This window comes from Sphingobacterium mizutaii (assembly GCF_900187125.1).
GTDB lineage: Bacteria > Bacteroidota > Bacteroidia > Sphingobacteriales > Sphingobacteriaceae > Sphingobacterium > Sphingobacterium mizutaii.
Map to the genome: position 1 here is coordinate 3,733,117 of NZ_LT906468.1, position 15,621 is coordinate 3,748,737.

The window sequence follows — 15,621 nt, forward strand, 5'->3', positions numbered from 1 at the left end:
AAACCGGAGGAATTATGATTTATTTATACTATGATTCTCGAACAGGTAATGTGGAACGCTTCATCAATAAAGTGGTTCAGATTACCGGCTGGACAGCCATCCGCATCCAAGATGACTTGGAAGTCAAGGAAGCTGGCCATCTGATCACCTATACCACTAATTTTGGTAAAGTGCCAGATAAAACCGATGCATTCATGAAAGAAAAAAGTCATCTGATCAGTTCTGTTACTTCAAGTGGTAACCGCAACTGGGGAAGAAACTTTGCCGTGGCTGCAGACAAAATCTCTGAAATATTCGACATCCCTACAGCGATGAAATTCGAACTTTCAGGAACAATGGAAGATATTAATCAATTTATTGACATCATAAAAAATCAGTACTATGATAGCAAACGAGGTAGCGAAAAACTGGATATTGCTTAACAACGAAATCATGATCAAACATGATGACGAGTTCAGCTTGCATAAAGACAAGGAGGCTGTGCGCGCCTATTTCCTGGAATATGTGAACAAGAACACCGTGTTCTTCTATACATTGAAGGAAAAAATCGACTATTTGATCGAAAACGATTATTACATCGATTTCTACCAATGGTTTACGTTCGAGCAAATGGAAGAGGTATACAACTATGTATTCGCCAAAAAATTCCGTTTCCAATCCTTTATGGCTGCATTCAAGTTCTTCCAAAGTTACGCTTTGCGCGATGACTCTGGCGAGAAGTTCTTGGAACGCTATGAAGACCGCGTCGTTGCTGTATCCCTATTCTTGGCTAGAGAAGAAGGTGTACAGAAAGCTATCGAGTATGCCGAAATCATGATCAATCAAGAATATCAGCCCGCTACCCCGACTTTCTTGAACGCTGGTAAAAAACGTTCCGGTGAACTGGTGTCATGTTTCTTGGACGAAATCGGCGATAACCTGAATGGTATTGGTTATGCAGTTGATTCAGCCATGAAGCTATCTTCTATCGGTGGTGGGGTTTCTTTCAACATCTCCAAGATCCGCGCCCGTGGCGAAGCCATCAAAGGCGTAGAGGGTCGTGCAGGTGGGGTATTGCCTATCATGAAAATCATGGAAGATACTTTCTCCTATGCTAACCAACTAGGCCAACGCCCAGGTGCAGGTGCTGTATACTTGAACATCTTCCACTCAGATATCGAAGAGTTCTTGGATTGTAAGAAAATCAACGTAGATGAGAAAGTTCGTATCAAATCCCTTTCTATCGGTATTATCGTTCCGGATAAATTCATGGAATTAGCCGAGAAAGATGAGCCTTGTTACTTGATCTACCCGCATACCGTGATGCAAGAGTACGGTCAATACCTTGACGAAATCGACATGGATGCGATGTACGATGAGTTGATCACCAATCCAAACGTTAAAAAGAAAAAAATCAATGCCCGTCACCTATTGGTGAAAATCGCTCAGACACAAAAAGAGTCGGGATACCCATACATCTTCTTCAAAGAGAACACCAACCGTGCACATGCATTGAATGGTATCGGTAAAGTGAAATTCTCTAACCTATGTACCGAAATCATGCAAGTATCAGAGGTATCTGATATCAACATCTACGGTAAAGAAGATACCATCCGTTACGGAATTTCTTGTAACCTAGGTTCCTTGAACATTGCAACGGTAATGGACAACAAACGCATCAAGGAAACCGTTAAGACCGCTATGCGCGCCTTAACTGTGGTATCTGATGTAACCAATATCGAAATGGTTCCTTCCATTGCCAAAGCAAACCGTGAGCTTCACTCTGTAGGTTTGGGAGCAATGAACTTGCATGGTTACCTAGCGAAAAGCTTTATCATGTATGAATCTACCGAAGCATTGGATTTCGCGAACATCTTCTTCATGGCGATGAACTACTACTCGATCGAGGCTTCCATGGAGATTGCAAAAGAACGCCAGCAGACTTTCGTAGGATTCGAAAAATCAGCTTACGCTGATGGTACTTATTTCGATAAATACCTTTCGCATGAATACACCCCGAAAACGGAGAAAGTTAAAGAATTGTTCGAAGGCATCCACATCCCTACATTAGAAGATTGGGCGAACCTTAAAGCTCAAGTGGCTGAACATGGTGTGTACCATGCTTACCGCTTAGCGATCGCTCCAAACCAGTCTACTTCATACATCATGAACGCAACTGCATCTGTAATGCCGATCGTGGACATCATCGAAGTAAGAGAGTACGGTGATAGTACAACTTATTACCCTATGCCTTACTTGACCAATGACAATTACTTCTATTTCAAATCAGCTTACGATATGGATCAGATGAAAGTGTTGAAATTGATCTCGGTTATCCAACGTCATATTGACCAAGGGGTATCCACCATCCTTCACACCAATTCAAAAGACTCCACTCGTGATCTAGCGAAATATTACATTTACGCACATAAACTAGGACTGAAGTCATTGTACTACACCCGTACGCGTAAATCAACAATCGAGGAATGTATTTCTTGTTCAGCATAATACAACCTCTTTAGCATCCAAGACATAAATCAATGAGAAGCTGAACTGGAAAATCAAAAAATCCAGTTCAGCTTCTTCAACTAAAAGATATAAGAATAGCAATGAGTAAACAATTTACAGCGGTAAACTGGAATACACCAGACAACGATTACGCTTTGATGTTCTGGGAGCAGAATATCAGACAATTCTGGATCGATACAGAATACATCCCTTCTAAGGATATTGACAGCTGGAAAGGTCTAAGCTGGGATATGAAAGAATGTTATAAGAAAGCATTAGGCGGTCTTACTTTACTGGATACCCTGCAAAGCCACACCGGTATGCCAAAGATCATTGACCATATTGACTCATTGCAGAACAAAGCCGTTCTTTCTTATATGTGTATGATGGAAGCTATCCACGCCAAATCATACTCAACCATCTTTACAACGGTTTCTACAACAAACGAAATCAATGATGTTTTTGGATGGGTTTCCCAAAACAAATTCTTACAGTACAAAGCATCCACAATCGACAAGTACTACCGTGCTATCGATAAGGAAAATGTATCTGACGAAGAATTGTTCATGGCTCTAGGAGCTTCGGTTTTATTGGAATCTTTCCTTTTCTACTCCGGTTTCTTCTTGCCTTTATGGTTATGTGGCCAAGGACAGATGGTAGCTTCTGCCGATATCATCAAAAAGATCATCGCTGATGAATCTATCCACGGTGTATTCGTAGGCCTTATCGGCCAAGAGGTGTTCGCTAGACTACAGAACAAAGCAGAAGTTAAACAACGCTTCCTGGACTTGTTAAACGAGCTGTACGAGAACGAAATCAAATACACAGAAGAATTGTATACCGTAGTAGGATTAACCGCTGAGGTGAAAGAATACGTACGCTACAACGGAAACAAAGCCCTAATGAACTTAGGCTTCGACCCAATCTTCGAAGTAAAGCAAGTAAACCCAATCGTATTGAACGGTCTAAACACAGAAACCACACAACACGATTTCTTCTCTAAAAAATCTACTAACTACGAAAAAGCAACAGAAATCGTCCACCTAAAAAATGAAGATTTCTTATTAGATGCTACAGTAGAGATTTAATATTCTTTGTTATAAAAAAAACTCCCCTCAGGTAAACTGAGGGGAGTTTTTTTTATAGATATGAGTATTGAGATATGAGATTTGAGATATCAAACGGTATATGTTTTTTATAGATTTGAGTATTGAGATATGAGATTTGAGATTTCCACTCTCTCATATCTCACATCTCATATCTCATATCTCTCCTAGTAACCCGGATTTTGTTTCAGGTTAGGGTTGATGGCCATATGTTGTTGAGGAATTGGAAACAATTCCTTGTTGACATCGTTGGTTGCTTTGTGATCCCACCATGTTCCGGTTGTGTATTTACCGAAACGGATAAGGTCAGTTCTGCGTTTTCCTTCGAAGATAAACTCACGACCACGCTCAGCCAATAGTTCATCTAGGGTCAAGGTCGCAGTTGAATACTGGTTAGCACTCCAATCTGCTGCTGCAAATGAGCGTTTCTTAGACTCATTGATTAAGTTTACAGCTTCTTGGTTTGCGGTTCCACCATTCTTGCGCATGATAGCTTCTGCCTTGTTAAAGTATACCTCAGTCAAACGATAGATCAAGTAATCGTTTTCTTGGTAGTTATCATCCGATAAACGACCCGATTTATACTTGTTAAACCTTGCTCCTGAGTTCTCTTCTCCTTCTGCCATCGATCCTTGTGAGGTTTTATCGCCTTCACTTTCACGACGGATGGAATTAACAAATACTAAATCTTGCCCTGAATACTCTTCTGTACCTTGAACTGGAGTCTTGGTGCCGTATTTATATTGAGGACCAAACAAGAACCAATCTTTCTTTCTCAAGTCTTTGGCGTTGTAGGCGTCAAACGCAGTAGGAATAACCACAAATGCATTCCAACCACCATAACCTACGTTCAAAGCTTCTTTCATGTAGTCATATCCGAAGTAGAATCCACCCCAATCAAAAGCCCATCCACCTTTACGGCTGAACTGGAATTGGAAAAGGGCCTCTGGATTTGCAGAGTTGGTATTGCTGAAAGCAGCATTGATGTCGGTAGAAAGTTTCGGCGTTCCACCGATTCCACCACCAGCACCTGAAATGACCTTGTCCGATGCAGCAATCGCTTGATCCCACATAGCGGTGCCCGACCATTTCTGTGCATTCAGATAAAGCTCCGAAAGCATGGCATAACCTGCCGCTCTATTCACCTTACCCACTGATTCTGCATTCAAATCTGGCAACTTCGGAACCTCAGCCTCCAATTCGGCCTTGATAAAATCAAACACCTCTTTTCTGGTCTTGGTCTCTGGGTTCAATGGCTTATCAGCCACCTCAACTGCGATCGGAACATTACCCCACATATCCACAATACGCATGTAGTGATATGCTCTTAATACCTTCAATTGCGCAACAGCGACATTGATCTCTTCTTGGGTCATATTGATGCTTGCGAAATCCAGTTTCTCAATATCACCGATGGCATTATTGATAAAACCAACACCGGTCCACATCAAATCCCAAGCGTTCTTCAATCTATTCTCATTCACTGTCCAAGTATGGTAGTGCATACGGAAGTGGTCTCCCCCATCATAACCATGGCGACCTTTTTGCGGCCAAGCCACTTGATCTGCTGCCAATTCGGAATGGTAGTAAAATCCAGATCCCCCGGTAGGAGCCAACCATGCCTGCATGTGCGTGAATGGCCTTAATACGGCCTGCTCTACCTCCAACTTATTTTTATAGAAACTTTCCTGTTCTAATTTGCTATATAGATTCTCATCTAAATTGGTACAAGCGGAAAGTCCAGCTGTCGCCATTACCGCAACCGCTGCAAATCGTATCGTACGTTTATTTAATAATCTCATAATTTACTTCTTTAAAAACCAATATTTAATCCCAATGACCATGATTGTGTTCTAGGGTAGAATCCTCTAGAATCGATACCTCCATCAAATCCAGTATCTTGCAATTCCGGATCAATACCAGAATAAGAAGTAATGGTTGCAAGATTCCTTGCGGTCATATACACATATAAATTCCTCAAATAGTCATTCTTAAGGTTGAAAGTATATCCAAGGGTAATATTGTCGATCTTAACAAATGAACCGTTCTCCAAATAGTAGTCTGAGTACTGTGGGTCATCCTTCAATTCAGCATGTTTTCCGAATGCAGATTCCAATACGTTGTTCGGCAACCATTTTTGGTTTCCAAAATACATATCGGCTGTATTCAAGATATCATACTTGAATTTACCTCTTAAGAATACGGTCAAGTCAAATCCTTTGTAGCTGAAACGGTTACCTAAGGAAGCCTGGAATTTTGGAATACCATTTCCGATATAGGACAGGTCATCGTTGTTGATCTCGCCAGCATGTGCTGTTGATCCATCAGCTTTGTAGAACAACCATTTTCCTTCATCGTCAAATCCAGCAAATTTCTTTCCGTAGAATGAACCTACTTCACCACCTTCTTCCAAACGGATCGCGTTACCTAAGTTACCTGGCGAAGGAAGTCCTCCGAATTCTAACCAGTTACTCTTGAAGATATCACTGGATAGTTTGGTCAACTTATTCTTTTGGTAGTTACCGGCAAAGTCAACTTGCCATGTAAAGTTATCGTTGGCGATCGGTGTACCGGTCAATTGGATCTCGATACCTTTATTTACCACCTCCCCTACGTTGTACCAAATCGATGGCTGAACATAAGCTGGCAACTGCGCATTGTACTCATACAATAAATCGGTTGTCTTTCTGTGGTACACATCGATAGCACCCGTCAAACGGTTATTGAACATACCAAAGTCAACCCCGATATTGGTCTCTGCTTTTTGCTCCCATTTCAAATCTGGATTTGGGTTTGTAGAGATACCGTAAGTCTGGTAATAAATTCCGTTCTGCGGATAAACACCACCGGTTCCTAAAGTTACTAGCGAAAGGTAGTTAGGGATACCCTGGTTACCTGTTACACCATAACCAGCACGTAATTTCAAGTCATTAACCACTTCTTTGTTGGTAAAGAAGTCTTCGTTTGAAATATTCCAACCTGCGGAAACCGCTGGGAAGTTACCCCATTTGTTGTTGGCACCAAATCTTGAAGATCCTTCACGACGCAAGATCGCTGTAACGAAGTACTTGTCGGCATAATTATAGTTTACACGACCAAAGAAGGCAATCAACGTATTATCTTCCTTAAAGGAATTTAATCCTGGTCTAGGCAATTTATCATTGGTGATGGCTGTACCGGAATTAAAATCCCAATCCAGGAATCCATCCGTGGTAAAACCATTATTGCTCATGTCAAACCACTCCAAAGTAGAGTATTGGTAACTGTAACCTAACAATCCTGTAACGGTATGTTTCTCGTTGAAGGTCTTGTTATAGTCTATGGTACTTTCAAAAGTCTTAGTCCAGTTCAGTTCATTGCGTTTATACGCATAGCCCATTCCCTGGTAGTTGGAATCTTCCCTTTGGTCCCAATCTAATTTTGAACGGAACTCACGTCCATTCCAGTTATCGCGCACATACGACCCGAATGCCGAAACGCTCAATTCGTCCAAGATCTTGAACTTCAAGCGAGCATCACCCGAGAAGGTCTGTTGGTTACGCTGATTCAACCTATAAGCCAAACGGCTCATTGGGTTATAGTTATTGTATTCTTGGGTCTGGTAGAAAGTTCCGTCTGCTTTCACCAATGGAGCTGTCGGGTTACGCTGAATAGCTTGTTCAAAATCCCCAGTCTGTCCACCCAATAAATTAGCTTTATTAAAGTTGGCAGCAATATTAGCAGACAAAGTCAAACGATCTTTCAAACCGGTTTGGCTGAAATTGATACGTCCACCAAATTGTTCTTTTCCATTTTCCTTAGCCACCCCTTTTGCTTGCTCATAGTTGAAGGAAGCACGATAAGTTGAGTTTTCCCCACCACCACTGGCAATGAAGTTATGGAAATGCGAAAAGTTATCTTTATTGATCAATTCATCATATAGGTCGGTTGTAGCCCCTAAATCAGAATTAGGTCTATTCAATCCATTGACTACTTTATCCCTGAATTGAGCCGCATCCAACATGGTTGGTCTACGGTTTACGATTTCAGTCTGTCCGTAGGTTAGGTATTCAAATTGTGGAGTTCCTGCTTTACCTTTTTTGGTCGTCACCAAGATTACACCACCATTACCACGAGTACCGTAGATTGCCGCTGCCGAACCATCTTTCAATACGTCGATGGACTCGATGTCACCTTGTTTGATCAGGTCTAGGTTACCTCCTGGAATACCGTCGATAACTACCAATGGGCTATTGGATCCTTTTAGGGACGCCATACCACGTAACTGGATATTGGTACCGGAGTTCGGATTACTTCCTTGGGTCCTGGTCACGTTCAGACCAGCAACTTTTCCTTGGACCAATTCCATCGGGTTCCTCATTCCCCCGCGGTTAAAATCCTTTTCTTTTACCGATGCCACAGCAGAGGTAATCTCCTTACGTCTTTGAGTACCGTAACCCACTACGACTACTTCATCAAGTGATTCCTCATCGGGTGCAAGGTTTACATTGGCTGTTGTGGAGGTTACAGGGAATTCTTGGGTTTTAAATCCAATGGAACTTACCTGGAGAACATCTCCATTTTCAGCTGCGATGCTAAAATTACCAGCATCATCGGTTTGGGAGGCTGCTTCTTTGCCTTTCACGCGGACGGTCACTCCTGAAAGTGCTTCCCCTGTGTTTGCATTCTTCACCGTCCCCGTCACTGTCTGTTGAAATTCAACCCTCTCCATTTTTGTCGCTTCAGAATACGGTACCGATGCAGCATAACCATAACTGCAAGCCATCAGCGCAAAGCACAATATGCTCCCTCTGACAAAGCCTTTCCGATACATTTTTGAACTGTAAATGTTTGGCATGTTAATTAACGTTAATGAATAAATAATTTTTAAAGGTCTATAAAACTGATACTTAATCCTAAAACGATTTAGTTTAATTGGGACACAGATACGCTACTAAATGACCCAATAAAAGTAACGAGATAATTAGTTAAATATTATCCTAAGTTTTATTGATATTCACGAATATTAGAAAATTTATGTTAAAAACATAAAAATAGCAGCACAAAGTTTGGTAACACTTGCGTTATATTCTGCTAAATAATTCAGAAATTTTATTGCCTAAATGGAGGCAATCCGAGCATACATTTCCACCATGGCAAGTTGGTCCAAAAGCCATTTTTTACTGCTCTTTTTTTCACCCGACCAGTCCTTGTTGAACAAGCCATTCCCCTCCCGTAAATCCGTCCAAGCATATTGTAGATTATCCTTGAAACTGTTGATATACAGCGGATTTTTATCGATATGGTATAACTCGACAAATCCCCTTAACATGACGGCGATAAACCAAGAATCGGAGTTCTTAAAAACCTTAATTTTTTTGCCAGAATTCAACTCTTTATCTCGAAAGAAATATTCATGCGCAGAGGCGGCAATTTCCTGTGCATCCTGAAGGTATTTTTGGTCTTTTGTAATTTTGTAAATTAAGGCTGCCGATTGTAACATTTGCCCGGAATTATATGGGAATTTCGTTTTGTTTACTTTACCCGACAGGGAAATGTTGTCAAAATAAAGATGGTCCGTAGTATCCTCCAGATTTTCCTTCGTCCATTGGTACAATTTCACCGCCTTATCTAAATAGTCTTTCTTCTTCGTGGCTTCATATAACTTTAACAGATAGACCACCGCAGGTGCATTCGAACAGGTATTCTTGGACTCCTTTTTCTGTTCGCACCAATAGATCCCACCGCCTAACTTATCATCCATCCCACTTTCCACAAAACGCCAGATCTCTTCCGATTTATCCAAGAATTTCTTGTCCTTAGAATTTAGGTACAGATCGGCAAAGTCTATTCCCAACCAAACGTTATCATCATAGAACCGATCCGATAATGGAGCATTCTTCACATAGGAAGCATAGCCATAAGGCTCTCTTTTATCATAATACTGTTCCAGACCCGGTAATACCTTGGTCTTGATCTCCTTTAAGATCTTGGGATCCTTATTTAGCTCATAGCGTGCAACCTGGGCAGAAAGTGAACCCGAAAAAGGCCAAAGGTAAGAATAGGCATTCCCTTTTTTACCCTCATCAGGTCCAGCCAAATAACTCGCCTTGTAGCTATCGTCATAAGGATAATTTTCGCGCAGTAAATATTCCCCCTTAATCCCATAATGTTTATAGATAGAGTCCAAGCTGATGGCAGCTTGCTCAGCAAAGGTCGGCATTGTGGACTTTGACTGTCCAAACAGCATTACAAGATTCAATAAACAAATTACAGTTAGGATGAATGATTTTTTCATGGTCGCTTTCTTTTCTTCTTAAAGTTTATGTTGGAAAACTTGGTTTCCATAGGTTGATTGATGCCCGATGGCATCAGCGTGATTGACATTCGTTGGGGATCAACAGGCGTGAATCCCCAACGAATGATAGTATTTTCTTAAATATTGCCTTTTTTCAATTCATTGACGGCATGGTCCACTGCCCGTGCAGAAAAGGCCATATAGGTCAATGAAGGGTTTTGCGTAGAGGTGGATGTCATGCTGGCACCATCCGTTACATATACATTTGGACAGGCATGTACCTGATGCCAACTGTTCAAAACCGATGTTTTAGGGTCCTTACCCATACGGGCTCCTCCCATTTCATGGATATCCAGCCCCGGAGCTTGCGAACTTTCATTTCTTTGGATGTTTTTGAAACCAGCGGCAGTAAACATTTCTTCCATGGTATCCAGGTAATCCTTCTTCATCTTCGCATCATTATCATCATAATCCACCGAAATCTTGAGTAATGGCATTCCCCATTCATCTTTCTGTTGATCATCCAAGGCTACATAATTGCTTTCCTTCGGAATGGTTTCACCCATCATGTGCGATCCAACACCCCAATTTCCATATTTCGGCGTCAAGATAGAACCTTTCAGGTCTGCACCCAAGCCAGACTCATCCGACCAGGAAGAACGATAAGCTCCAAAGCCTGCCGCATAGCCTCTCAAGAAATCGGTTTCTTGTTTATGTAAATTCCTGAAACGTGGAATATAACCTCCGCCAGCAGGGTTTCTGCCATCGGTCTTAAATTCCAACATCCCTTCGTATTCCGCACCTATCCTGGCACTGTAATTATGGAAAGCCACATACTTGCCTAATGTACCTGAATCATTGCCGAGACCATTTTGAAATCTATTGGATTTAGAATTCAACAGGATCAAGGTGGAATTCAATGCCGCTGCGTTCACAAAGATCACTTTCGCATAGAAATCTATCTCTTCCTTCGTTTCCTTGTCGATTACCTTTACCCCTACTGCTTTACCTTTACTTTCATCGTATAAAATGGAATGCACCACCGAGTTAGGTCTCATGGTTAGGTTTCCAGTCTTCGCTGCCCAAGGTAACGTGGAAGCATTCGAACTGAAGTATCCTCCAAAAGGACAGCCACGTTGACACAAGGTACGGTTCTGACATTGAACCCTTCCTTGATCCAAGTGGATCTGATTAGGTTTGGATAAATGGGCACAGCGTGCTGAAATCACTTTTCTTCCCGGGTATTTGCTCTCCACCTGTTGCTTGAAATATTTTTCAACCACATTCAAGGGGTACCCAGGTAGAAATTCACCATCAGGCAATTCCGGTAGACCGTCCTTATCGCCAGCAATGCCTGCAAAACGTTCCACGTGGTCATACCAAGGTTTAATATCTTTATATCGGATCGGCCAATCAACGGCAAAACCATCCCTTGCCGGACCTTCAAAATCAAAATCAGACCAACGCTGGGTCTGTCTGGCCCATAATAGGGATTTACCCCCTACCTGATAGCCACGGATCCAATCAAATGGCTTTTCCTGAACATAAGGATGCTCTTTGTCCTTGACAAAAAAGTGTGCAGCATCCTCATGGAAAGCATAACAACGATTGACGATCGGGTTTTCCTGTTTTACCGCATAAGGCATTTCACCTCGATGCTCAAATTCCCATGGATATAGGTTGGTGGTAGGATAATCTTTCACATGCTGTACATCCCGGCCACGTTCCAAGACCAAGGTCTTAAGCCCCTTTTCACAAAGTTCCTTGGCAGACCATCCGCCAGAAATTCCTGATCCGATGACGATGGCATCGTAACTACGATCTTTTTCTGAATCTATATTTAAGTTTGCCATTGTCTATGCATCCATTTTTGCAGCTCCGTTGTATCTTCCCGGAACTAATTCGTAAACTAATTTATTTTTCATCACGTATTCCGAGTTCTTATACCCTTGAATCGTCCTTCTTTTTAGGATCTTGAAGAATACATCTTCTTCAGGCAGCGCCTTGAAATAAGCTTGTTGCTCTTCCATAGGCTTAGCTTTGAGTTTTGAAGCTTTCTTCAAGCCTTCCATAAATTTATCTTGATCTTCTGGACTTGTGCAATCGTCCAGCATCTTCATCACGAAAAGATGTAGGTTTAGCTCTTTGGCGCCAGGGCTGTCCGTTTGGGGAATAATGGCTTCAACCAACTCAGCCAACAAGTGCTCATCATCGAGATTGAGCTTCACTTGGTTTAACTGAATGGTTGGAGCTTTAGAACTAAAGTCGCAGGAAGTAGCAATCATGATACCACCTGCCACGATAAACATTTGTTTTAATGCGGTCCGTCTATCCATAAGATTCATAATCTAGAATCCTAAAATACGAATTTCGCAGATAGTTAGTTCTTTAATTTAAGGAAAGCAACGATTTTTTTACTTCTGCTAAATCGTTTAATAATTCGTCAGCATGTGACAAACGTGATTTTTCGACCTCCTGTTTGGTCACCGCTATACAGTAAAGACCGGCGTTTTTAGCCGCTGTACAGCCTGTACTGGTATCTTCAACCACCACAATCTCCTCCTTTGGCACTGATAATTTATTGACTGCCAATAAATACGGCTCTGGATTGGGTTTGGGATTCTCTACCTGTTCCCTTGTCACAAAGAATTCGAAATATTTCAGCAAATTATGTTCGCCTAGGACGGTGTCCACCGTGGTTTGGTAACTGGAAGTCACTAAGCCAATGGTCTTTCCGGCATCCTTCACTGCATCCAATAACTCTTTGGCATGCGGCATCAAACGGATGTTCTTCATATTGGCCTTCGCATAGCGGGAACGGGTTGCAAACCACATATCCTCTTCATCAACATGCAGCTTATACTCCTCATTCAACATCTTGACATTATGGCTCAAGGTATGACCAGCAAAATTGGAAATCCACTCATCAAAGTCAATCTTCAAACCATAATCATTTTCCAATATTGGAGCCCAATTGCTGAAATAGAAATATTCAGAATCAATCAATGTCCCATCTAGATCGAAAAGTACTGCATTTATATTATTCATGTTGCAAATTTAACCATATTAATATTAAGCCTATGTTAAATAACAAAGCCTTAACATTAGCCTTTACCTTAGCTTAACAGGATTTCTGGCAACATGTTGGTCTCTAATTCTCCTATTTCATTCGGACATTGGTTTACCCATATTCGGGACATATTGCGAAAGTTCCGAATATGCCCCGAATAAGATCTAAATCTGCACAGTAAACTTGCTCCTAACCATACTTTAACTTTTTATTCATTCCATGGGTCAGCTCTGTAATTTCATTGTTGTTAATGAAGGTTTGATTTGCGATAGCTACGGGCTTTTATTAAGTTTGCTTAGCCCGCTATAAAGGTAAGCGGAAAGCATAAAACAAGACACTTTATGAAAATAATTGCAGTAGGCAGAAACTATATAGACCACGCCAAAGAATTAAATAATCCTGTTCCGGAAAAGCCAGTTATCTTTATGAAACCAGATACTGCAGTTTTAAAGGACAATAAGGATTTTTACTATCCAGAATTCAGCAAGGATGTACATTATGAAGTTGAATTGGTAATTCGGGTCTGCAATGAGGGCAAACATGTTTCCAAAAAATTTGCCCATAAATATTATGATGCCATTGGTCTAGGGATCGACTTTACGGCAAGGGATGTTCAATCTGAACTGAAGGCCAAAGGATTACCTTGGGAATTGGCAAAAGCTTTTGATCATTCTGCGGTAGTTGGTGAGCTGATCGCAAAGGACCAAATCACTGATCTGCAAAGCCTTGATTTCTCCCTTCAGAAAAATGGAGAAACGGTCCAAGAAGGAAACAGCAAGGACATGATATTTGACTTCGATAGCTTGATCACGTTTGTATCCCAATACATCACCCTAAGGAAGGGAGATTTGATCTACACAGGTACTCCAGCAGGAGTCGGGCCGGTACAAATTGGGGATAAATTGGAAGGATTTTTGGAGGGAAAAAGCATGTTCACATGCCAAATAAAATAAGATGAAGAAAATTACGCTATCCTTATTGGTAGCCATTAGCCTAGCGGGATCTCTTTCCGCTCAAAATAAAGATATTATCAAATCCCGGAATTATCCGCAGGGATATTTCCGGAACCCATTGAACATTGCGCCGGATGCCTCAGGTACTTTTGGGGAACTCCGTTCCACCCATTTCCATGCGGGCGACGATTACCGTACGCAACAGCGAATCGGCCTCCCCCTGCATGCCGCAGCCGAAGGATATGTTTCACGTGTCAGGGTACAGATTGGTGGTGGCGGAAACTCGGTCTATATTGACCATCCTAATGGCTATACCACGGTTTACTTGCACATGGACAGCTTTAACGATGCCCTGACCAATATCATCAGAGCTGAACAATACAAACAGCAACGATTTGATGTGGACATGGAATTAAAACCTGGCCAGGTTAAATTGAGCAAAGGTCAATTTATTGGAAATGCAGGGAATACGGGTGGTTCAGCAGGACCGCATCTGCATCTTGAAATCAGGGATACCAAATCCCAGCATCCATTAAACCCACAGTTATTTGGTCTGCACTTCAACGATAAGTTTGCTCCAACTATCAATGGGATTATGGTCTACGATTTGATTGACCCCTTGTTCAATGAAAATACGGGCAGACGATATCAGCAATTAAAAGCATTGGGTTCAGGACGCTATAGCTTAGCTTCTGGCGCCCCGATTTCGGTTAACGGCAAATTTGGATTGGGAATCAATACGATTGACAGACATCGCGCCGGAGGTTTCCAAAACGGGGTATATTCGATCGAATTGTTCCTGGATGGTAAGGCGGTCTCCACCGTGCTATTTGAGGAACTTGACTTCAATACCTCCAGTGCAATACACTCCTACCTGGATTTTCCACATTTTAAAAGAACTAAGGCCAAGGTTCAAAAGAGTTTCAAAGACCCAGGCAACCCAATCCAGATCTTTAAGTTCCTGGACAAGGATGGCACGATTGAATTGAAGGACGATGCTGTGCACGATGTAAAATATGTGGTCAAAGATGTTCATGGCAACTGCAGCGAGTTGGATTTTAAAGTCAAGAACAATCCTACATATGGAGCCAAGAGAAATCCTGTAAAAGGCGAATTGTTCGCTTATAACAAAGAAAACAAGTTTGAGGCGGACCAAGTAAAATTAGATATACCAAAAGGTGCCCTGTATACGGACCTGGACTTTACATATTCAACCAGTGCCCCAAGACCAAACAGTTATTCAGCAGTACATCACGTGCAGAACAACTTGACTCCCCTATTCTCGACTTATAAGTTGAGCATTAAACCGACCAGTCTCCCAAAACATTTGGAAAGCAAAGCATTGCTTGCTTCAGTAGACGGCGGTTCGGTAGGTGGAAAATTTGAGAACGGTTGGGTTACAGTGAACACCAAGATATTCGGCTCATTTTATGTGACGGTTGACACCATTGCACCGACTATTGTCCCTCGAAATTTCAGTAATGGAAAGAACGTGAGCGCCCAATCAAAAATTGATTTCACCATTGCCGATAATTACTCGGGGATACAATCATTCAATGCTTATATTGATGGCAAATGGGTATTGATGGAATATGATTCAAAGAACAGGCATGTTTGGCATCGATTTGACCCCTCATTAAGCAAGGGAAAACATACATTCAAATTCGTAGTGAAGGACTGGAAAGATAACGAGAAAGTTTACGAAGCTACATTTACTAGATAGAAAGG

11 protein-coding genes are annotated in these 15,621 nt (G+C 41.7%); 5 read left to right on the forward strand and 6 right to left on the reverse strand.

Translation table 11 applies throughout. The annotated features are described in order from the left end of the window. The first annotated feature begins 14 nt into the window (after window positions 1-14). From nrdI to nrdF, 3 genes are all read left to right on the forward strand, one after another. Window positions 15-422 carry a class Ib ribonucleoside-diphosphate reductase assembly flavoprotein NrdI gene (nrdI, locus tag CKW03_RS16125; protein WP_093100286.1) on the forward strand — a complete coding sequence of 136 codons (408 nt, stop codon included), beginning with the start codon at window positions 15-17 and terminating at the stop codon, window positions 420-422. After that, complete coding sequence (gene nrdE / locus CKW03_RS16130; RefSeq protein WP_093100288.1) at window positions 382-2,487, forward strand: class 1b ribonucleoside-diphosphate reductase subunit alpha; 2,106 nt, start codon at window positions 382-384, stop codon at window positions 2,485-2,487. The genes nrdI and nrdE overlap by 41 nt, the downstream gene beginning before the upstream one ends. A gap of 101 nt (window positions 2,488-2,588) precedes the next feature. After that, window positions 2,589-3,575 (forward strand): class 1b ribonucleoside-diphosphate reductase subunit beta, encoded by a 987-nt coding sequence (gene nrdF, locus CKW03_RS16135; RefSeq protein WP_093100290.1) that lies wholly within the window; start codon window positions 2,589-2,591, stop codon window positions 3,573-3,575. Window positions 3,576-3,760: 185 nt separating this feature from the next. On the opposite strand, the gene CKW03_RS16140 is transcribed toward nrdF, so the two are convergent. From CKW03_RS16140 to CKW03_RS16165, 6 genes are all read right to left on the reverse strand, one after another. Continuing rightward, the gene (locus CKW03_RS16140; protein WP_093100292.1) at window positions 3,761-5,395 is read right to left on the reverse strand and encodes a RagB/SusD family nutrient uptake outer membrane protein; all 1,635 of its coding nucleotides are present in this window, start codon (window positions 5,393-5,395) and stop codon (window positions 3,761-3,763) included. 11 nt (window positions 5,396-5,406) lie between these two features. Continuing rightward, window positions 5,407-8,430, reverse strand: coding sequence for a SusC/RagA family TonB-linked outer membrane protein (locus CKW03_RS16145; protein WP_093100294.1), 3,024 nt, complete (start codon window positions 8,428-8,430; stop codon window positions 5,407-5,409). A 261-nt stretch (window positions 8,431-8,691) separates the two neighbouring features. Beyond that, window positions 8,692-9,870 (reverse strand): glycoside hydrolase family 76 protein, encoded by a 1,179-nt coding sequence (locus tag CKW03_RS16150; protein ID WP_093100296.1) that lies wholly within the window; start codon window positions 9,868-9,870, stop codon window positions 8,692-8,694. Window positions 9,871-10,007: 137 nt separating this feature from the next. Continuing rightward, window positions 10,008-11,723, reverse strand: coding sequence for a GMC oxidoreductase (locus CKW03_RS16155; RefSeq protein WP_093100298.1), 1,716 nt, complete (start codon window positions 11,721-11,723; stop codon window positions 10,008-10,010). A 3-nt stretch (window positions 11,724-11,726) separates the two neighbouring features. After that, window positions 11,727-12,206: a gluconate 2-dehydrogenase subunit 3 family protein gene (locus tag CKW03_RS16160; RefSeq protein ID WP_093100300.1), complete on the reverse strand. Its 480-nt coding sequence runs from the start codon at window positions 12,204-12,206 to the stop codon at window positions 11,727-11,729. A gap of 52 nt (window positions 12,207-12,258) precedes the next feature. Continuing rightward, entirely contained in the window at window positions 12,259-12,918 is a 660-nt protein-coding gene (locus CKW03_RS16165) for an HAD family hydrolase (RefSeq protein WP_093100302.1), read from the reverse strand. A 363-nt stretch (window positions 12,919-13,281) separates the two neighbouring features. Here CKW03_RS16165 and CKW03_RS16170 point away from each other — a divergent pair, with 363 nt between their 5' ends. Both CKW03_RS16170 and CKW03_RS16175 read left to right on the forward strand, forming a co-directional pair. After that, complete coding sequence (locus CKW03_RS16170; protein ID WP_093100303.1) at window positions 13,282-13,893, forward strand: fumarylacetoacetate hydrolase family protein; 612 nt, start codon at window positions 13,282-13,284, stop codon at window positions 13,891-13,893. Between the two features lies 1 nt (window position 13,894). Next, on the forward strand, window positions 13,895-15,616 hold the full coding sequence (locus tag CKW03_RS16175) for a M23 family metallopeptidase (RefSeq protein ID WP_093100304.1): 1,722 nt from the start codon (window positions 13,895-13,897) through the stop codon (window positions 15,614-15,616). Window positions 15,617-15,621: the final 5 nt, after the last annotated feature.